The sequence below is a fragment of the Mesorhizobium sp. P2_D6 genome (genome assembly GCF_056404315.1).
In genome coordinates this window covers 71117-90920 of the sequence record NZ_JBFUEG010000009.1, presented here as the reverse complement: position 1 = coordinate 90920, position 19804 = coordinate 71117, and the positions used below count along the sequence as shown (strand labels likewise).

General features: G+C 64.9%; 19 protein-coding genes. 6 read left to right on the top strand and 13 right to left on the bottom strand.

All coding sequences use genetic code 11. The features are described from left to right. Nucleotides 1-28: 28 nt before the first annotated feature. From AC1D1L_RS20170 to AC1D1L_RS20160, 3 genes are read right to left on the bottom strand one after another with little or no spacing between them, the layout of a single operon-like run. A complete protein-coding gene (locus AC1D1L_RS20170) occupies nt 29-2344 on the bottom strand; it encodes a xanthine dehydrogenase family protein molybdopterin-binding subunit (protein WP_477343215.1) in 2316 nt (771 codons plus the stop codon). Continuing rightward, complete coding sequence (locus tag AC1D1L_RS20165) at nt 2341-3324, bottom strand: FAD binding domain-containing protein (protein WP_477343214.1); 984 nt, start codon at nt 3322-3324, stop codon at nt 2341-2343. Before AC1D1L_RS20165 ends, AC1D1L_RS20170 begins: the two co-directional genes overlap by 4 nt. After that, on the bottom strand, nt 3321-3815 hold the full coding sequence (locus AC1D1L_RS20160; RefSeq protein ID WP_477343213.1) for a (2Fe-2S)-binding protein: 495 nt from the start codon (nt 3813-3815) through the stop codon (nt 3321-3323). The genes AC1D1L_RS20165 and AC1D1L_RS20160 overlap by 4 nt, the downstream gene beginning before the upstream one ends. A 275-nt stretch (nt 3816-4090) precedes the next feature. On the opposite strand from AC1D1L_RS20160, the gene AC1D1L_RS20155 reads away from it, so the two are divergent. Together AC1D1L_RS20155 and AC1D1L_RS20150 are read left to right on the top strand one after the other, a co-directional pair. Continuing rightward, the gene (locus tag AC1D1L_RS20155) at nt 4091-4738 is read left to right on the top strand and encodes a TetR/AcrR family transcriptional regulator (RefSeq protein ID WP_352587599.1); all 648 of its coding nucleotides are present in this window, start codon (nt 4091-4093) and stop codon (nt 4736-4738) included. Nucleotides 4739-4791: 53 nt separating this feature from the next. Continuing rightward, a complete protein-coding gene (locus AC1D1L_RS20150) occupies nt 4792-5790 on the top strand; it encodes a bestrophin family protein (protein WP_477343212.1) in 999 nt (332 codons plus the stop codon). 153 nt (nt 5791-5943) lie between these two features. On the opposite strand, the gene AC1D1L_RS20145 is transcribed toward AC1D1L_RS20150, so the two are convergent. Together AC1D1L_RS20145 and AC1D1L_RS20140 are read right to left on the bottom strand one after the other, a co-directional pair. Then, nucleotides 5944-6216, bottom strand: coding sequence for a hypothetical protein (locus AC1D1L_RS20145; RefSeq protein ID WP_112566658.1), 273 nt, complete (start codon nt 6214-6216; stop codon nt 5944-5946). Nucleotides 6217-6452: 236 nt separating this feature from the next. Next, the gene (locus AC1D1L_RS20140) at nt 6453-8543 is read right to left on the bottom strand and encodes a bifunctional AfsR/SARP family transcriptional regulator/alpha/beta hydrolase (protein WP_477343211.1); all 2091 of its coding nucleotides are present in this window, start codon (nt 8541-8543) and stop codon (nt 6453-6455) included. Nucleotides 8544-8678: 135 nt separating this feature from the next. Here AC1D1L_RS20140 and AC1D1L_RS20135 point away from each other — a divergent pair, with 135 nt between their 5' ends. Continuing rightward, a complete protein-coding gene (locus AC1D1L_RS20135) occupies nt 8679-9041 on the top strand; it encodes a hypothetical protein (RefSeq protein WP_477343210.1) in 363 nt (120 codons plus the stop codon). 36 nt (nt 9042-9077) lie between these two features. Here AC1D1L_RS20135 and AC1D1L_RS20130 read toward each other — a convergent pair whose 3' ends face one another. From AC1D1L_RS20130 to AC1D1L_RS20110, 5 genes are all read right to left on the bottom strand, one after another. Then, nucleotides 9078-9365, bottom strand: a complete 288-nt coding sequence (locus AC1D1L_RS20130; RefSeq protein ID WP_477343209.1) for a hypothetical protein — start codon at nt 9363-9365, stop codon at nt 9078-9080. Nucleotides 9366-9377: 12 nt separating this feature from the next. Next, nucleotides 9378-11927 (bottom strand): caspase family protein, encoded by a 2550-nt coding sequence (locus AC1D1L_RS20125; RefSeq protein WP_477343208.1) that lies wholly within the window; start codon nt 11925-11927, stop codon nt 9378-9380. Nucleotides 11928-12192: 265 nt separating this feature from the next. Beyond that, on the bottom strand, nt 12193-13197 hold the full coding sequence (locus AC1D1L_RS20120) for a zinc-dependent alcohol dehydrogenase family protein (protein WP_477343207.1): 1005 nt from the start codon (nt 13195-13197) through the stop codon (nt 12193-12195). A 41-nt stretch (nt 13198-13238) separates the two neighbouring features. Further along, nucleotides 13239-13511 carry a hypothetical protein gene (locus AC1D1L_RS20115; RefSeq protein ID WP_477343206.1) on the bottom strand — a complete coding sequence of 91 codons (273 nt, stop codon included), beginning with the start codon at nt 13509-13511 and terminating at the stop codon, nt 13239-13241. A gap of 177 nt (nt 13512-13688) precedes the next feature. After that, nucleotides 13689-14441, bottom strand: a complete 753-nt coding sequence (locus AC1D1L_RS20110; RefSeq protein WP_477343205.1) for a DUF899 domain-containing protein — start codon at nt 14439-14441, stop codon at nt 13689-13691. Between the two features lie 386 nt (nt 14442-14827). Here AC1D1L_RS20110 and AC1D1L_RS20105 point away from each other — a divergent pair, with 386 nt between their 5' ends. Then, nucleotides 14828-16048, top strand: a complete 1221-nt coding sequence (locus AC1D1L_RS20105; protein ID WP_477343204.1) for a helix-turn-helix domain-containing protein — start codon at nt 14828-14830, stop codon at nt 16046-16048. Between the two features lie 33 nt (nt 16049-16081). Continuing rightward, nucleotides 16082-16714, top strand: coding sequence for a Vgb family protein (locus tag AC1D1L_RS20100; RefSeq protein WP_477343373.1), 633 nt, complete (start codon nt 16082-16084; stop codon nt 16712-16714). Between the two features lie 40 nt (nt 16715-16754). Here the strand turns inward: AC1D1L_RS20100 and AC1D1L_RS20095 are convergent, their stop codons facing one another. Beyond that, nucleotides 16755-17060, bottom strand: a complete 306-nt coding sequence (locus tag AC1D1L_RS20095) for a hypothetical protein (RefSeq protein WP_112566614.1) — start codon at nt 17058-17060, stop codon at nt 16755-16757. A gap of 328 nt (nt 17061-17388) precedes the next feature. On the opposite strand from AC1D1L_RS20095, the gene AC1D1L_RS20090 reads away from it, so the two are divergent. Continuing rightward, nucleotides 17389-18000 (top strand): sulfotransferase family protein, encoded by a 612-nt coding sequence (locus AC1D1L_RS20090; RefSeq protein ID WP_477343203.1) that lies wholly within the window; start codon nt 17389-17391, stop codon nt 17998-18000. A gap of 44 nt (nt 18001-18044) precedes the next feature. Here the strand turns inward: AC1D1L_RS20090 and AC1D1L_RS20085 are convergent, their stop codons facing one another. Continuing rightward, a complete protein-coding gene (locus AC1D1L_RS20085) occupies nt 18045-18785 on the bottom strand; it encodes an SDR family oxidoreductase (RefSeq protein WP_477343202.1) in 741 nt (246 codons plus the stop codon). A gap of 28 nt (nt 18786-18813) precedes the next feature. Beyond that, nucleotides 18814-19803: an aldo/keto reductase gene (locus AC1D1L_RS20080; RefSeq protein ID WP_477343201.1), complete on the bottom strand. Its 990-nt coding sequence runs from the start codon at nt 19801-19803 to the stop codon at nt 18814-18816. Nucleotide 19804: the final 1 nt, after the last annotated feature.

Here is a 19804-nt window from a genome sequence, read left to right as displayed (position 1 = left end):
GACGACGATCTCCCCCGCCATCGCTTCCCTAAATCAGCTTCTCCAGTGTAATCGGCAGATCCCTGATCCGCTTGCCGGTCGCGTGGAACACCGCGTTGGCGATCGCCGGCGCCACGCCGACGATGGCCAGCTCACCCACGCCCTTGCCGCCGAGCACCGAGGAGTGCAGGTCGGGAATGCCGACCGAGATCACCTCGATGTCAGGGATGTCGGCATTGGTCGGCACCAGATAGTCGGCGAGGTTGTTGTTGACGATGCGGCCATGGCGGCGATCGACGATGCCTTCTTCGAGCAGCGCCTGGCCGATGCCCATGATGATGCCGCCCTTCCACTGGCTTTCGGCGAGTTTCGGGTTGTAGAGCCGGCCGGAATCCAGCGCCGACACCACGCGCGACACGCGCACCGTGCCGAAATCCTCGTCGACCCGCACTTCGATGAAATGCGCGCACCAGGAGTGACGCGAATAGTCGCCTTCGGTGTGCGGGATCGACGTAGCGATGGTGGTGTAGTTCTTGTAGCGATCCTCGACGGTCGAATTCGCCGGCATGGTGTCGCCGGTGGCTTCGATGCGGTCGCGGCCGACGCTCGCCAGAAGCTCGGCGATGGAGACATCGGGACCATCGCCGCGCGGCGAGGCGATGCGGCCATTGGCGACCACCAGCGTGTTGGCTTGCAGCGCATGGAAGGGCGAACGCGGATCGCTGATCGCCAGGCCGATCAGCTGGTCGAGCGCCGATGTCGCCGCCTTGTATACCGCGCCGGTCATCACGCCGGCCAGCCGCGACCCGCCGGCGACGCCGGCGCGGGGAAAGCGCGAGTCGCCGAGCTTGACCACGACATCGTCGGCCGGCACGCCGACCGTCTCGGCCGCTGTCTGCGCCAGGATGGTGTAGGTGCCCTGGCCCATGTCGATCGAGGAGCTTTCGACCTCGACCGAACCGTCGGCCAGGATGCGCACTTTGGCCTCGCCATAGGCGCGCCGCACCGGATAGGTGCCGGCCGCCACGCCCCAACCGATCAGCTGGTGGCCGTCACGCATCGAGCGTGGTTTGGGCGAGCGCTTCGACCAGCCGAAGCGTTCCGCGCCCGCGGCAAAAGCCTCGCGCAACTGCCGGGTCGACCAGGCTTTTTTCGCTTCCGGATCTTGTTCGGCGTAGTTCCTGAGCCGGATCTCCAGCGGGTCGATGCCGACCTCATAGGCGAGCTCGTCAATGGCGCATTCGATGCCGAAGGCGCTGGGGTTCTCGCCGGGCGCCCGCTTGGCGCCGGGCACCACCGTGTTCACCCGCACAACATTCTGCTTCGAGGAGAAGTTGGGCGTGGCGTACATGATCGAGGTGACCGAAGCCAGCGGCTCGACCCACATGCCGTCGACCGCGGTCTCGTTGACGCCGCGATGCACGATCGACTGGATCTTGCCGTCACGGCCGGCGCCGATCGTCACCGTCTGGCGGGTCGCGGCGCGGCCGCCATAGGAGGTGAAGTTCTGCGGCCTTGTCAGCACCAGCTTCACCGGCCGTCCGAGCATTTTCGCCGAGGCCGCCGCCACCGCGCTGTGGGCGAGCGCCAGCGCCTTCGAGCCGAAGCCGCCGCCAATATAGGGCGAGACCAGCCGCACATTCTCGAACGGCACGCCGAACCATTCGGCATAGGTGCGCGCCATGCCGTCCAGCCACTGGCTGGGCTCCCAGATGGTGAGCTCTTCGCCCTGCCAGCGCGCGATCAGCCCATGCGGCTCCATCGCCGCCTGGTATTCGCGCTGCGTATTGTAGGCGGCGCAGATGCGCACCGGTGCGGCGGCGAACGCCGCTTCGGCGTCGCCCCATTCCTTGGTCATGGCATCGATCGGGATGCCGTCGCCGGCCTTGGCATCGCTGAGGTCGACGATGGCCGGCGTCTCGTCATAGCTGACCTCGATCAGGGCCGCCGCGGCGACCGCCTGCTCGAAGGTCTCAGCCACGACGGCAGCTATATGCTGGCCGGAATACGTGACCGTGCGGGCGAGCGGCGAGTATGTCTTCTGCGTTGGCGGATTGCCCAGCCAGTCCGACGCGCCTTTGATCTCCATGATGGTGTCGGGCGTCAGCACCAGAAGCACGCCCGGCGCGGTCTCCGCGGCCCGTGTGTCGATCGCGCGCACCGTGCCGGCGGCGATGGTGGCCTCGACCATCACCGCATGCGCCAGCCCGTCGAGCTGCTGCTCGAAGGCGTATTTGGCAGCACCGGTGATCTTGGCCGGGCCGTCGACGCGCGACAGCCGTCCGCCGACCGCGCCGTCGGAGGCGTCGCCATGTCTCGAATCGGCATGTCTTGTATTGGCATGTCTGATGTTGTGAACGGTCATGCCGTCTCTCCCAGTTTGAGGATGGCGCGCGCGACCACGCGGGGCGCGAGCTCGATCTTGTAGTGGTTGGCGCCATGGTCGACGGCGCCTTCCATGGCGAGCCCGCTCGCCTTGCGCACGGTGTCTTCGTCCAGGACCTTGCCTTTCAGCGCCTCTTCCACGGCGCGCGCCCGCCACGGTTTTGTGGCGACGCCGCCGAGCGCGACGCGCAGGTCGCGGATGGTACGGCCGTCGGCTTCCAGCTCCAGCCCGACCGCGGCACTTGCCGCGGCGAACTCGTAGGACTGGCGGTCACGCACCTTGAGGTAGGTCGAGCGCCGCGCGGCGGCCGAACCGGGGATCTCGATCGCGGTGATCATCTCGCTCGGACCAATGTCATGCTCGCGCTCAGGCGTCTCGCCCGGCAGCAGGAAGAAATCGTCGACCTTGACCACGCGCTGGCTGAGATGGACCGTCGCATCGAAGGCGACGAGCGCGGTGGCGAGGTCACCGGGATACATGGCGATGCAGGCCTGGCTGGTGCCGAGCACGGCGTGGCCCCGCGTCACGCCGCCGATCGCCGAGCAGCCGCTGCCGGGCTCACGCTTGTTGCAGGCGGAAAAGTTGGAAGGATCGCGGAAATACGGGCAGCGCGTGCGCTGCATCAGATTGCCACCGACGGTCGCCATGTTGCGCAGCTGCGCCGAGGCGGCCTGCCACAGTGCTTCCGAGATGGCGGGAAAATGGCTCTTGATCCCGGCATGGTCGGCGACATGGCTCATTTTCACCAGCGCGCCGAGCGTGGCGTGGCTTGCATCGACGCTGATCGTGTCCAGCCCCTTGAGATGGGTGATGTCGACCACGGTCTCAGGCTGGGCGACGCCGCATTTGGCGAGGTCCACCAGCGTCGTGCCGCCGGCAAGCAGCATGGCGCCGGGAAGCGCCGCTGCCTTGCGCGCGGCCTCGATGCTGTCGGCGCGAACGTAGGAAAAATCCCTCATGATGCCACCTCCAGGGCCGCCTGGCGCACGGCGGCGACGATGTTCGGATAGGCGCCGCAGCGGCAGAGATTGCCGGCCATGTATTCGCGGATCTCGTCATCCGAGCCGGCATGGCCCTCGCGGATGCAGGCCACCGCCGACATGATCTGTCCGGGCGTGCAGTAGCCGCATTGGAAGGCGTCCTGCTCGAGAAAGGCCGCCTGCACGGCGTCGAGCGTGCCGTCGGCTCCGGCGAGCCCCTCGATGGTGGTGATTTCGCGGCCTTCGACCTGCGCGGCCAGGGTCAGGCAGGCAAGCACGCGCTCGCCGTCGACATGCACAGTGCAAGCACCGCACTGGCCGTGGTCGCAGCCCTTCTTGGTGCCGGTCAGGTCGAGGCGATCACGCAGCGCGTCGAGCAGCGTCACGCGCGGCTCGACCTGCAGTTCATGGGAATGGCCGTTGATGGTGAGGTGGATCGGGATGGTGGTGGAGGTGATTTGGTCGGTCATGAGGCGTCTGGCTCCAGTTGCTTGACGCTAGGGGATTGAAATGGGGCTTGGGTGGGGGAGGGCAAGAGCGGCGGAGAGCGTGATCTCCCCCACGAGGGAGGAGATTGGCAGCTTTGCCGCCCCGACTCTCCAGCGGGCAGGGGATGCTTCAGTCTTCACACTCTCAGCACGTGACATACCGGCTCCCCTGATTATATGATAAGACTGCTCCACTAAAACGGAGGCGCCTCCGTTTATCTAGGTGGGGGCTTACCCCTCGGGGTTCAAGCCCCCATATGTCGACAGTGGAGAAAAAATTGGACGACCAGCAGACAACAACCGCCCAAGGTGCGCGCGAAGCCGCAGCGCCGAAGCCGCTGCGCGCCGACGCGCAGCGCAACCGCGACCGGCTGGTCGAGGTGGCGGCGACGGCTTTTGCCGAGCAGGGCGTCGATGCTTCGCTGGAGGAGATCGCGCGCCAGGCGGGCGTCGGCATCGGCACGCTCTACCGGCATTTTCCGACCCGCGAGCATCTTGTCGAGGTGGTCTACAGGCGCGAAGTCGAGGCGCTCTGCGCGGCTGCCGATGACCTCGCCAGCCACCATTCGGCCGATATGGCGCTGGAACAGTGGATGCAGCGCTTCGTCGATTACATCGCCACCAAGCGTGGCCTGGCGGCCAGCCTGCGCATCCTGTTCAACACCAATTCCGCCGTGTTTTCCGACTTGTCGGGCCGGGTATCGCTGGCCTTGCGGCAGCTGGTCGAGGCGGCCGCGGCCGAAGGCTCGATCCGCGCCGACGTCGACGCCTCCGATGTGCTGCATGCGCTCGGCGGCATCTACTCGGCCCCCGACACCAAGGACTGGCGCGACCGCTCACGCCGGCTGGTCAAGCTGCTGATGGACGGGTTGCGCTTTGGGGCTGCCAAGGGCGCGGTGAGGTAAATTTCATATCGGCAGCGGACAACCAAGCCCAACCACATTTTGAGGGATACAGGATGTATGTAGGCCGCTCCTACAAGGTGATCGATTTTGCACTGTGGTCGCGGCGCAGTGTCATCTACATGGTGGTGGTAAGCGCACTTGCCGTGGTGGCTTACCGTCTGCCGGCCCTTGCCGGGTTCTCGGTGCCGTGGTCGGTGGTGCTCGTGCTTGGAACCACCGTCTCGCTGGTCGCCGGGTTCAAGAATTCGCAGGTTTTCACCCGCAGCGGCGAAGCGCTGCAGGCCTTTGCGCAAATCACGGCGAGCAGCCGGATGTGGTCCAATTTCTGCAGGGACTTCACCGATGCGCCGGCGGCAAATGAGCTCATCTATCGCCATATCGCCTGGATGACAGCGCTGCGCTTTTCCCTGCGGCGACCGATGCCGTGGGAATCCATGGCGCGGGCGGCCAATATCGAGTACCGGCGGCGCTACCGCATCCAGGAGGACACCGGCTCGGTCGCCGACGAATTGCGCCCGCTGCTAGGCGAACGAGCCGAGAGCGTGTTGAAGTCGCCGCGGCCGGCGATAGCCCTGCTCGAAATGCAATCGGTCCAGGTCAACGGCTTGTTCAAGGACGCAAAGATCCCTGCGCAGATCTATGCCGAGATGACGAAACTGATCCGCGACTTCCATGACCAGCAAGCGCGCTGCGACCGCATCAAGAACAATCCGTATCCCCGCCAATATGCCATCGTCAGCTCCATGTTCGTCATGATCTTCTGCACGCTGTTGCCGTTCGGCGTGGTTCCGGTGTTTGCGGATATGGGCAAACTGGGCGGCGCGCTCAGCCCGATCGCGATCTGGCTGACGATCCCGTTCAGCACGCTGTTGGGCTGGGCTTACATGTCTCTCGATCAGGTTGGCGAGAGCAGCGCCAACCCTTTCGAGGGCAACGCCAACGACGTTCCGATCTCGCAGATCTGCCGCGACATCGAGATCGAACTGCGCGCCGGGCTTGGCGAAGCCAATCTTCCCAAGCCATTGTTGCCGGTCAACGATATCGCGACCTGACTTGGCGAGCGTCCGTCCCTGCAAAGCACTTTCGGGAACCTAGCTTCAGCCCGATCACGCCGGCCACAACGAGAACGCTCCAGAAAATTTCTCGTCGCCGCCTCTGGCGCTTGAAGCCAAAATCCGGTCCCGCCGGTTTCCGCAGGTCAGTGGTTATCCCTTCGTCTCGACCAGGATCACCAGCGACTCCGGCACCACGCCATCGTGAGCCATCGCATCCGCGGCCGCCTTGCTTTGCATCATGGCCGCGAGCTTATCCATGTCCGGAACATCCATCATGATCGCGACCCGTTTCGGGTTCTGCGGATCGACGAAGGTGCGGACGTTAGTGATCCCGAGCGAACCGAAAAGCTCCTTGCGCTTCGGTGACGAGAGCCAGTGCTTGGTATCTTTCGAGATGTTGTGATGGCCAATAACGGTCGGCATGGCATCCTCCCAAGGTGCCGCTGCGGTCGCAATCGCCCGCTTGCTGCGGTCTACCTGCGCGAGCCAGTGAGCGCCGTTTCTCCTGGGCTGTCAATTAGTCGCTTCTAATGTGCAGTCTCCGGTCGATGGCGGTTGGCGAGGACAGAAGCGCCTCCCCCGTAGCTGACGACTTTCGGCTCCTGCGATCGGTGGAACCTCAAGCACCGGCGAGCGTCGCTGTTCCCACACTTCAGCGCTCAAACCGAACCATCCACCGAATAGAACGGAAACGCGCCGGGCAGCTCGGCTGCCGCCATTTCGCCACGCTCATCGAACAGCAGGCCGGACCCGACCACGAGATCGCGCACCGTCCGTGACGCGATGATTTCGCCCGGCCGCGCATGACCCAGCAGCCGCAATGACAGCTCGATCGCCGCGCCGGAAAATTGATTGCCGCGCTGCTCGCACTCGCCGATATGCACCGCCGAGCGGACCTCGACACCGGATCGCCGCAAGCGATCGCGAATGGCGATCGCGCACTGGATCGACCGCGTTGGCCGCTGGAACACCGCGAGCACCTTGCCGTCCGCTCGGCTGATCTCTCTGCCTTCTGCCGCGAGGAGTTCACCACGGAGCGCCTCGGCGTGCCGCTCGGCCGGCTCGATGCCGAAAGGCGAGCCCGTCATATCGACCGACAGCACCGACACCAGCAGCCGTTCGCCTGGAACCGCCGGCAAGGCGCCGGTGACGAAAGCCTGGATCTCGTCGACAAGCCGATCGGAATTCTCGCCCCAGATCACGTGGTCGCGGCCGGCGAACTCGATATGTCTGGCGCCTTCGATACTCGCTGCCAGGAAGCGCCCTTCTTCCGCGTTCACCCAGCGGTCGCCCGTTGCCTGGGCGATCAGGGTCGGCACGTGAATGGCCGGCAGGATATCGCGGACATCGATTTCAGTACCCCAGCGCCAGAGCGCGATCGCCTCCGCCGGTGAGGCCGAGTTCCTGAGATAGGCGGCGAACCATTCCCGTTCGAATGCGTCGTTCATCAGGCTGGGGGCCGCATTGCTCATGTCGGCCGGCTCGCCCCACTGTCTTTCGATGGCGGCGAGGTCTTCCTCCACTTCTTCCCCCGTCCTTCCCCACGGATAGTCCGGCAACCGTCTGCCGCTGGCATAGGTTCCGTTGAGCACAAGTGCGGCGGTGCGCTCGGGGTAAGTCGCCGCGAACAGCATGCACATCGGGCCGCCCTCGGAACTGCCGAACAGAACCGTGCGCTTGGAACCGACCGCATCGAGCACCGCCCGCATGTCTTCCATGCGTTCTTCCAGCGTCGGCAAGCCGACATTGCGGTCGGACAAACCGGTGCCGCGTTTGTCCGTGCGGATCAGGCGCGAAAAGCTTCCGAGACGCCTGAGCACATGCGCAAGCCGCGGCGAGTCCCAGGCAAGGTCGAGGTTGGACACCCATCCCGAGACATAGATCAAGTCGATCGGGCCGTCGCCCGTGACCTGATAGGCAATGTTGACCCCCGCCGATTTGACGTAGCGGGTCTGCGGCCGCGCGGTTTGGTGACTGAATCCGGTGGCGTCATCCGCATCGGCCATGGCTGGCCGTGCCTGCGCTATCGTGCGGCGTGTGCGCAGCGTCTCGAACAATTGCCGCGTCTCCGGCTCGGGCTGCAGCTTGAGATCGCGTTGAAGCGCAGTGCGGCAGTGCTCGTATTGCTTCAGCGCGAGATTGGTCCTGCCTTGCGCCGCATAGGCGCGCATCAGGGCACGGTGGACGTCCTCCCTCAGCGGCTCCATGGCCAGCAGACGCGTCGCCACGCGCACACATGCGGCAGGATCGTTCGTCGCGGCATAATGCGCGACCAGCCTGTCGAGTGCCGCGACGGCCAAAGCCCGCAGCCGCTCGCGTTCGATCCTCAGCCAGTCCTCGAATGGCTCCTCCTTCAGGCCGAAGCCGTCGAGCAGGTCGCCACGGTAGACATTGAGCGCCAGTTCGAGGTCTTCGTGTGCCGGGCTGGCGACCAGCGCCTCGAACCGCGCGACATCGAAATCAAGGTCGTCGAGATGCAGAGCGACGCTGTCGCCGTCGGTAAGGAAGCGGCCGCCGCCGCATGCCTGCATGGCCTTCCTGGCGGACGATACCGCTTGCCGCAAGCTCATTCGCGCCTGCGCCTCGCTGTTGATGCCCCAGAGCAGGGTCGCCAGTTTCTCGCGCGACTGCGAATGCCCCGACTGTAGTGCGAGATAGGCGACCATCGCACGCGCCTTGCGGCTGATGGCCGGAACCGCGGCCCCGGCAAAGTCGAAACCACCCAGTAGGTGAAGATAAGGTCCGGTCATCGGATCCCGCCACGGTCACAGCATGACGACGATCCGCTCAAGCTCACTCCATTTCAACAATTATTCCGCCGCCGAGGCGCTTTTCACGATTCCATCACGCAGGTTCCCACTCGTTTCTCACGACGCTTGAGGAGATTGGCTGCACTGGCTCTCTTTTCGCAGGAGGACACCGTGCATCACCCTGGCTCGACCGAATGGCCCATCTGGCATGACAACCCCGGGCGCGACCTGCAAGAGCTTGGCGCACCATCGCGTCACGACATTGCGCTGGCTCGCTATCTCGAAACGCAAGAGGCCCATCGGGCATCGACGACTCGCAGGCACAATCCGGTGGCGGTCGTAGCCTCGGCACTGGCAGCGTTCGTCGGTCGCGTTTTTCGTGCAGCGCTGCGCCCAAATGTCCGCGGCCCGGCCAATGCCGTGGCGTGGATGGACGACGTCGGCTTGACGTTGTCCAAGGCCCATGCGGAATTCAGCAAGACCCTTTGGGGCCGTTGAGCGCAGCGCCTGCTTTGGTCGACAATCCTATCCCCTTCAACCCCAGCCGCCGCCGCCGCCACCGCCACCACCGCCGCCGCCGCCGAGAGCAGGAATAACGGGCGGTTTTTGTGGGGTCTCCTCTACCGGCTTCACCACTTTGCCGGTGGCCGCCTTTTTGTATCTGACCACCTTCGGCTGGGGCGCTACACGAACCACCTTGCGGTGTTTCACCGGCGGCGCCGGCTCAAACATCGGCGGCACCGAAGTGCAGCCCATGAGCCCGGCCAGAACGCCGGAGAAAATTGTCCCGATGAATGCCTGCTTGAATGCCTTGCCCACCATGGCCTCCATTGTTCAAAACAAGTCCCGACGCGGATTGGCTTCTTCCCAGACCCCCCGGGCCGCTTTGACCAGTTGCGTGTCCAGCGAACCGGACGGCAGGGTCTTCGACTTCAGCTCTTGACGCAGCGCGTCCAGGGCTGCCGTTTTCGGCTTCGTCCCGAACTGCGCCAGGCCCTTTTTGGCGTCCGGAAGCTCCTTGCGTAGATCGAGTGCAACGGCGAATGCCAGGAAACGCACCGCGACAGCCTGATCGGCCGTGTCGCCTTTCGCCATTTCGAGTGCGGCGCGATCATAGGCGCTGGACGGATCGCCGCGCGCGGTTGCCAGTTCGAACAGTCTTTGCGCTTCCGCCGGGTCCTGGCGCACGCCGACGCCATCCCTGTACATGCGGGCGAGACTGCCCGGAGCGTAGGGCTGGCCAAGATCGGTGGCCTGCTGGAACAGCGCCTGCGCTGTTTTCGGATCTTTGTCGATGCCCTGGCCGGCGAGGTAATTGCGGCCAAGCAGGTTCATTGAATACATGTCCTGGCGCTGCACGCCGGCCTGCAGGAAGGCGACCGCGCGGGCCGGATCGGCAGGAACGCCATTGCGGCCCTCGGTGAAGATCGCGGCCAGATCGTTCATGGCATAGGTGTGCCCCATGGCCGCCGCCTTGAGCAGCAGGTCCAGGCCCTTGGCCGTATCGCGATTGACGCCATAGCCGTTGAACAGTGCGCGGCCCCACGACGTCATTCCGTAAGGATCGCCCTTGTCGGCGGCAGCCTTGTAGAGAGCGTTGGCCTGGGTGCGGTCGATGGGCGTTCCGGTCCCTGTTGCGTTGAGATAGCCGAGTTCGAAGACAGCGCGCACATGCCCTTTCTTGGCGGCATCCTCGATCGCTGTCTTGGCCTCGCCGACATTTCCGGCAGCTAGCAGCGCGCGGCCGAGCTCGTAGCGGAAGCGGGGAACATCGGGATAGGTTTTCACCGCGGCCTCGCAGGCTGCCACCGCACCGGCGCCGATCTCGTTCGGCAGCAGGCCGGGCACCACCCCTTGCAGGTCGAGAGGCTCGCCGGCGGCGGTGTCGCAGGCATCGACTGTCGGCGACAGCTTCATCGTTGCTGGCTTGGACGAGCTGCTGTCGGCGCGGATTTCGAAACCGACCTCGACCGGCGCGCCGGCGCCGATCTGCGGCTCGTAACGAAGATGGTCGACTTCACCGGCCAACAAGCTCGATTGCGGCGAGAGCGTCCGATCCGGCAGCGACAGCGTTCCTGTTGCCGGATATCCAGAGACCTTCAGGCTGACCGCCGGATCGTCGGTCGGGAAATCCAGATTGAGCGCGACCGGTCCGACGCCGACGGGAATATCAAGTTTGCGATTCTCGATCGCTTCGGCAGCGCCGGTGATGTGGATGCCGCGCTCCAGCACCTGCTGCTTCTGCTCGGCCTCGAGCGAAGCCATGATCTGCTGACCCGCGGCACCTTCGCCGCTCTTGACGCGGAACACCAATATGCCCTGGCTCCCGCCGCCCCAACTGTCATGCGTGGCATAGGCGAGCATATCCACCTCGTCCTGCGTGGCGGCGCCTTTCGGGACATCCATTTGGAGGCGCGGCAGGTCCTTGCCCGCGATCGGTTCGCCCACCGCGACATCTTTGCCGTCCAGCATCAGACGGCCCATTGCAGGTGGCCTTTCGATGCTGACGCTGATAGCGCCGCCATCGACATCGACCGGCTCCGGCAGGCCAAGCGCCACAGGGCCGACCCCCGACAGCACCACCTTCTCCAGCACGGGGGGCAGCGAAGGCCGGTTGCTGCGGCGCACCAGCACCACGTCGTCGATCAGCGAGGAATTTTCCCACGGCACTTGCATGCCGTTGGTGGCCTGCACGACATCGCGGCGCACCGCCGACATGACCGTGCGGATCTCCTGGTTCGGCGCCAGCGCGCGCCGCGAAAAGGCGGATGAAAACGGGCTGAGGTCGCCGCTGCCGTCATAGGCCACGGCGCCCGGTTCTGTGGCGAAGGCAATCAGCGTGTTGAGCGAGCTGCGCACCTGCGCCAGTCCGGTGTTGCCGGCGGTGACAAGCTGGTCACGCAGCCAGTAATTGTTGCGGGGGAAGGGGTTGTTGCGGCAGGCATCGAGGATGATCACCTGGATCTTCGACTTCGAGCGCAATTGCTCTAGCACATCGTTGAGCTTGATGGCCTGGACCTCGATGTCGGCGGCCTTTTTCAACGAGGCGTCGACCGGTATCAGGAAATTCTCGCCGCCGATCTGAAAGCCGTGCCCGGAATAGTAGACGACGGCGAGATCAGCGCCGTCGACGGCGGCCAGGTAGTCCCGGAACTGGCCTTCGAATTGCTGCTTGGTGAGATTCTCGGCGACGAAAACCTCGAAGCCCGCCAGCCGGAACGTGGCCGACACGTCCTCGGCATCCTTGGCCGGGTTCTTGAGTGCCGGGATGTCACGATATTCGGAATTGCCGATGACGAGAGCGACCCTTCGATCGGCGCAAGCCTCAAAGGTTGTGAGGCTAACGAGGATGAAGGCCGCGATGAATCCGCAAAGTCGGAGCATGGCAAAACCCCTGGCCGCTGCCTGACGCCGACGAGAACACCGCTTGCGGCATCAAGGCCCGTTGACAGTATGCAACCTGCCACAGGATAAAGTGAAAGGCCCGCCACCGCCAGACCATGGCAGGCGATTTCTTTCAGCGCCGACGGACCATGGTGGCAGTAGCACGCGCTTCAAGAGCGGGTATGTGACAAGTCTCACAGTTCGCATGGACGTGCTGAATGCGCCGTTCGACACCAGGGACTGGTGGGCTGCGGCCAGGATGCGTTCAAACTTCGAGGCAAACCTTGCCGAAATGCTGTTGCGTCTCGTAGTGGCTGAAGGCGGCGGCGATGTCGTGCAGTGGAAAGCTGCTGTCGATGACAGGTTTCAAACGGTTGACCTCTATCGCCCGGATCATGTCTTCCTGGTCGGCCCTGCTGCCGATGGAAATCCCGCTGATGCGGATCTGGTTCGAAAACAGCGCCGGGATCGAAACCTCGGCCGCAAAGCCGGTCAGCACGCCGACGAGCGCGATGTGCCCGCCCGTCCGACAGGCCGCGATCGACTGCGCCAGCGTCGCGGGTCCGCCAACCTCGATCACGTGGTCGACGCCGCGTCCGCTCGTCAGCTCCCTGGCCTTGCCGCCCCAGTCCGGTACGGCCTTGTAGTTGATGACGCTGTCGGCGCCGAGGCGTCTCAGCTTCTCCAGCTTTTCTTCGCTGGACGAGGTGGCGATGACCCGGGCGCCGGCGGCCTTGGCAAATTGCAGCGCAAACAGCGAAACGCTGCCGGTGCCGAGGATCAACACCGTGTCGCCGGGCTTCACCTTGCCGCACGTCACCAGGCCGCGCCAGGCGGTGACGCCCGTGCAGGTGAGCGTTGCCGCCTCGAGATGCGTATAGCCCTCCGGCGCCTTGGTGAAAGCCTGCGCCGGCATGCACACATACTCGCTGGCGAAGCCGTCGAAACTGTCTCCTGGAATGCCGCGTCCTGTGTCTGATGTCATGTCGCCGCCCAGCCAGCCGGGATAGAAGGTGCTGACGACGCTGTCACCGGATTTGAAAGTACCGACACCGTCGCCGACGGCAATCACCTCGCCGGCGCCGTCCGACAGCGGCACGCGCCCATCGGCGAGCGGCACCTTGCCTTGCACCGCGAAATCGTCACGCATGTTGAGCGAGCAGGCGCGAATCCTGACCAGCACCTCACCCGGCCCAGGTTGCGCGTGATCCTCCTCGACCAGGTCGAGCTTGTCCAACCCGCCCGGCGCTTTCAGCCTGATCAGCCTCATTGTGTCTCTCCGGCGTACGGGGTGTTGGATGGCGAGCCGGACTATTGCCGGACCGGCCGGCCGGAAATCACGCGCAACCATGGCGCCAGGTGAAAGGCGCTCATCAACAGATACATCACCGGCATGCCGGTGAGCAGGGAGGCATCGGCGCCCAGGCACGACATCATGCTGTCGCCAGTGTGAATGCAGGTAAGCAACGCCATCGCAGCGAAAGTCGGCGCAGCGGCGAGGCACAGCCAGTCGGCGATGCCGAGCGGCGCCGCGCGGGTAGTTTGGGGGATTTCGCTGCCGGTGCCAATGCCGATATCGCTCATGGTTCTAATCCCTTGATGAAGGCCTCGGACTTGGTTTCTCGCCCCTGCCGAAGGTGGGGGAGAGGTAGCTGCGAAGCGGCCGGAGAGGGGGCTTTCGTAGGGCGCAGGCCCCTCTCCGTCTCGGCTTCGCCGAGCCACCTCTCCCCACTTCGTGGGGCGAGGAAACCCAAGCTGGATCTACTTGCCGTCCTTGTCCCGGAACGCGGCTTCGCCGGCGGCGGCCACCGCTTCCCATGTCTTGTCGGGCGCGGCGTCGTAATTGTCGTGCCAGTTCCACCAGCTGTAGAGCTCGGTCTGCGGATAGCCTTCGGGCGAGTCCTCCCAGACCTCCTGGCGGCCGAGCGGCGTGGCGTCGAGGTAACTCCAGACGGTTCCCATCGCCTCGTCGCCGCGGCTGTTGATGAAGTAGGTGCGATACACCTTCTTGCCGTCCTGGATGAAGACGTTGTGGCCGTGCCATTCGTCGACGCCGAAATCCTTGTCGAAGCTGTCGGTGATTGTGTACCAGGGCATCTCCCAGCCCATCCGCTGCTTCAGGCTGACAATATCGGCCTGCGGCGCGCGCGAGGCATAGGCCAGCGTGGTGTTGCGGGCGTTGAGATGGGCGAGATGGCCGACCTGGTCGGCGCCGAGCGAACAGCCGCGGCAGGCATGTTCGGGCCAGCCATAGACGCCGGGTTCGTAGAATGCGCGGTAGACGATCAGCTGGCGGCGGCCCTCGAACAGGTCGAGCAGGCTCACCTTGCCGTTGGGGCCTTCGAATACATAGGCCTTGTCGACTTCCATCCACGGCATGCGCCGACGCTCGGCCGAGAGCGCATCCCTGGCGCGCATCGTCGCCTTTTCCTTCACCAGCAGCTTTTCGCGCTCGGCTTCCCATTCCTGCCTTGAAACGATTGGCGGGGTCTTCATTGCCACGTGCTTGGTCATTGCTCGTCTCCTTTGCCAGTCATTACGCCGTTGCGGCCTGTCGTTGTCTGCTGATCGTGAGGTAGGGTAGGGCCGCGAGGCGGCGAGGGCGGAGTTACAAATGTGACGGGATTTGACGGAGGCCCACCGCAGCAGGGGTGGCGGGGCCGCGCAGTGTGCTCAACATCCTCGGAAGCAGGCATTGTCAGTTATCTCCAATGAGAAGCTTAAAAATACCATCTGAGATGCTCAGGCTAGCGACTGCCGATATTGCCGTCAACGCGCCCGAGGTGTCTCCTGCCAGCCCAGATGGCCAGGTTGCCGCCCCGGCTTGCTGCTTGGCGGCGGTGACTTAAGTTAGGGCCATGACCGGCGGAGGTGGGAGTTACAAGTGTGACGGGATTTGAATGGACTCGTTGATCACCGCGGCAGGGCTGGCGCTGGCGGCGGGTGATCCGCTTGCCGCGCTCGATCGCGTGGCCTTGCGCGAGGATGCGCCGGCGCTGGCGTTGCGCGGCATTGCCATGGCGCAGCTCGGCGATCTCGATCGCGCCAAGCTGCTGCTGCGTCGAGCCGGCCGCGCCTTCGGTCCGAAGGAGGCGGTGGCGCGCGCCAGATGCGTCGTCGCCGAAGCCGAGATCGCGCTGGTCTCACGTGACCTCGGCTGGCCGGCCAAGGCGCTCGATGCGGCGCGGGCGACATTGGAAAGGCACGCCGACCGGCTGAACGCGGCGCATGCCGGCCATCTCAAAGTGCGCCGCCTGCTGCTCATCGGCCGTCTCGGCGAGGCTGAAGAGGTGCTGGCCGGGCTCGACCCGGCGCCTCTGCCACCCGCCTCACGCGCCGCGCATGAGCTCGCCGTTGCCGGCATCGCCATGCGCCGTCTCAAGACGAAAGCCGCGCGCGCAGCCCTTGAATGGGCGCGCCACGCCGCCCGCCGGGCCGGCATTCCGGGCCTTATGGCCGAGGTCGACAGCGCCTTCCTGTCACTCGACACGCCGGCGGCCCGGCTGATCGCCAATGGCGAAGAGCGACCGGTTCTGCTCGAAGAGGTCGAGGCGCTGCAGGCATCGTCGGCGCTGGTCGTCGATACGTTCCGCTATGTCGTGCGCAAGCAGGAAACCACGGTCTCGCTGGCAACGCGCCCGGTGCTGTTTGCGCTGGCGCGTGCGCTCGCCGAAGCCTGGCCAGCGGATGTGTCGAGAGCGACGCTGATTGCCCGCGCCTTTGGCGGCAGGCACGCCGATGAATCGCATCGCGCCAGGCTGCGGGTCGAGATCGGCCGGCTGCGCGCGGAGTTGCGGCCGCTGGCCGGCATCGGGGCGACCAGCCAAGGCTTTGCGCTGGCGCCGCGTCAGGCCGTCGCGGTCGTGGTGCTGGCGCGGCCGATCGAGGAGCGGCACGCGGTGATGCTGGCCTTCCTGGCCGATGGTGAAGCCTGGGCAAGCTCGGCGCTCGCGCTCGCGCTCGGCGCCGGCCAGCGCAGCGTACAACGGGCGCTCGAGCAACTGGCCGAGGCCGGCAAGGTGCAGTCGTTCGGCCACGGCCGGGCGCGCCGCTGGATGACGCCGCCTGTGGCCGGTTTCACGACCACCTTGTTACTCCCGGCACCGCTGCCAAACGGCTAGGAAGGTTCCGTGACCATGATCGAGGACCAGGACATGAAACATTCAGCCGCCGAAATCCTGCGCGAATACGGGCCCTTTCCTGATGTCGACATCGTGCATGGCGTGAGCTTTGACGGGCAAAATGTCTGGTTTGCCACGGGAGAGAAGCTGACCGCCTTCGATCCGGCAAACGGTGAAACAAAACGCTCGATCGATGTCGCGGCCCATGCCGGCACCGCCTATGACGGCCGGCATCTGTTCCAGCTCGCCGGCGATCGCATCCAGAAGATCGACCCCGACACCGGCAAGGTGCTGGCCACCATCCCGGCGCCCGGCGGCGGTCGCGACTCCGGCATGACCTGGGCCGAGGGCACACTGTGGGTTGGGCAGAACCGGGAGCGCAAGATCCACCAGATCGATCCCGAGACCGGGAAAATCCTGCGCACCATCGAATCCAACCGCTTCGTCACCGGGGTGACCTGGGTGGATGGCGAACTATGGCACGGCACCTGGGAAGGCGACCACAGCGACGTCCGGCGCGTCGACCCGCAAACCGGAAAGGTGCTGGAGCGGCTCGACATGCCGGCGGGGAAGGGCGTGTCTGGGCTCGAATCCGACGGCGGCGACCGCTTCTTCTGCGGCGGCGGCCCCGGCGGCATGGTGCGAGCGGTACGCCGGCCGAGATAGGCAGGCAGCTTGTCTTATGCTGCGGAACGTTCGGCCGAGATCATATCCCGGAGCCGTCGAGCTGCTGGGCGTCCTCGCCGGCCCAGGGCGCCGGCATGGAAGCCCGGCTCAGATTGGCCGTCGGCAGCGGCATCCAGCATTTCAATTCGGGTTCAGGATATTCGATCACCCGTCCCGGAGACGAATCGGAAGAGCGCCAGCCTTCTGAACCGAACTGGTCGGCGCGCGACCAGTAGGCGAGGTCGACCTCGGCCGGCCCCTGTTCCGACGGCCTCACGGTGACCAGGATGCGGCTGCCGTCCTTGGGGGCGCTCGCCATATGCCGCCAGCGATCTGGTTCGTCCATTTCATGTCCTCCTGCACGTTGCAGGGATAGTCGCCGCGCGCCCCACGGCGGTCAACCCGAACTTTGCGCAAGAAAGAGATATCGTAGGCGGATTCACGTCGGACAGGCGCCTGACGCTTGCATGCAACAAATGGGCGGGTGACCTGATCGCGATGCGCATCGGCCCCGACGTGCGCATGGCAACGGATGGCGCGCCGTGCCGCCATCGATCGGCTTCGTCGATTGCCATGTCCTCCTGCGGTCTGCATTCTAACTGTCCGAACAGAACAGCAGCTTCATGGAAGCCGGTCAATCGAGCTCGTTCTGTTCGAACCAGGGAAGAAAAGGCATGTCGATCAAGGTGATCGGGACGGGCTTTGGCCGCACCGGAACGGATTCGATGCGCGAAGCGCTGACGATACTCGGCCTAGGCCCCTGTCATCACATGTCCGAAGTCATCGCCAACGAGGAGCAGAAGCGGCTCTGGCGTGCACTGGCGAAGGGTGCTGCGCCTGATTGGAGCGAGCTGTTTGCCGGCTATGCCTCCTGCATGGACTGGCCATCGGCGCATTATTGGCGCCAGCTGATCGAGGTCTATCCCGATGCCTCGGTCATCCTCACCTGGCGCTCGCCGGAAAGCTGGTGGCAGAGCTTCGAGAAGACCATCCTGGCCGGCATCAGCCAGCTTCAGGATCAGGAGGCGCTGGGCATTTCCCTGATCGCCAAGCAGGTCTTCGGCGGCAAGGCGCATGATCGCGCGACCGCGATCGCCCTCTACGAAGCCAACATCGCCGCGGTCATGGCAACCGTGCCGCCGGAGCGGCTGCTGGTCCATAAACTGGGCGACGGCTGGGAGACCCTGTGCGCGCATCTGTGCGTTTCAGTGCCGGACCAGCCCTATCCCAACCGCAACGACATCAGGGAATTTCAAGCACAATTTGGGCTGGACCGGCGGCGCTGAGCAAGGCGGCTTCCGCTGCGCGCGACCGGTGATGATGTGCCGGTCTAATATTCCTGCGCCGTCGGCCGAAACAGGATCTCGTTGATGTCGACCTCGTCGGGCTGGCTCATGGCGAACACCACCGTCCTGGCGAAAGAATCGGCCGTGATGGCCACCCGGTCGTAGAGCGCACGCACGCCTTGGGCGACATCGGCCTCGGTGACGCTGTCCGGCAATTCCGTCGCCACCGCGCCTGGCGAAATGATGGTGGTGCGGATGTTGTGAGGCTTGACCTCCTGGCGCAGCACTTCCGAGATGACGCGCACCGCATGCTTGGTGGCGGCATAGACCGCGCCGCCCGGCCCGACCTTATGGCCGGCGACCGACGAGACGTTGATGATGTGGCCACTCTTCTGCGTCTTCATGTGCGGAAGGGCGGCGGCGATGCCATAGAGCACGCCCTTGATGTTGACGTCGATCATCCGGTCCCAGTCCTCGATCTTGCCACGCTCCAGCGGTGAATGTGGCATCAGGCCGGCATTGTTGATGATGACGTCGATGCGGCCATGCGTCTCGACCGCGTGGTCGACGAGACGGCGGACCCGATCGACATCGGTGACGTCGGTCTGCAGGATGGCGTCCTTCCCGAGCGAAAGCTCACTTGCCAGCGTCTGCAATCGGTCGAGGCGTCGTGCGCCCAGCACCAGTTTCGCGCCTTCCTTCGCCAGCAGCCGCGCGGCGGCTTCGCCGAGCCCGCTGCTGGCGCCGGTGATGACGACCACCTTGTTCTCGATACCTTGTGTCATGACTTTGTCCTTCTGATTCTCGTCGCGATCAGCGATCGATCCTTGCCGCCTGTTGCGGGGAATAGCGCTCTCCCTGCACGGCAATCGCCGAGACCGCGTTTTCGATGCTGGCAAGATCACCCGGCGTCAGCGCAACCGCTGCCGATCCGATGTTCTCCTCGAGGCGGTTGAGCTTAGTCGTGCCGGGGATCGGGACGATCCAAGGCTTTTGCGCCAGCAGCCAGGCGAGCACGACCTGCGCCGGGGTCACCTTCTTCTTGGCCGCGATGACGCCGATCGCGTCGACCAGAGCCTGGTTCGCCAGCCTGGCCTCCGCCGAAAAACGTGGCACGGTGTTGCGGAAGTCGCTGCTCTCGAACGTCGTGTCGGCGCTGATGGCGCCGGTGAGAAAACCCTTGCCGAGGGGACTGAAGGGCACGAAGCCGATCCCCAGTTCCTCGAGCACCGGCAGGATCGCCTCTTCGGGCTCGCGCCACCACAGCGAGTATTCGCTCTGCAGTGCCGCGACCGGCTGCACCGCATGTGCGCGCCGGATGTTGCGCACGCCGGCCTCCGAGAGGCCGAAATGCTTGACCTTGCCCTGTTGGATCAAGTCCTTGACCGTGCCCGCCACCTCTTCGATCGGCACGACCGGGTCGACGCGGTGCTGGTAGAGGAGGTCGATATGATCGGTCAGCAGTCGCTTGAGCGAGGTCTCGACGACCTCGCGAATATGCTCCGGCCGGCTGTCCATGCCGCTGTGTCCGGCAGTGCCGGCAATGTCGATGCCGAATTTGGTGGCGATCACCACCTGGTCGCGGATCGGCTGCAATGCCTCGCCGACGACCTCCTCATTCTTGAACGGCCCATAGACTTCGGCGGTGTCGAAGAAGGTGATGCCGCGCTCGAACGCCGCGCGGATCAGGCGGACCGCATCGGCCGTCTCCATCGGCGCCCCGTAGGACTGGCTCATTCCCATGCAGCCGAGCCCAATGGCCGAGACTTCGAGGCCGCTTGTTCCAAGTGTTCGCTTTTGCATT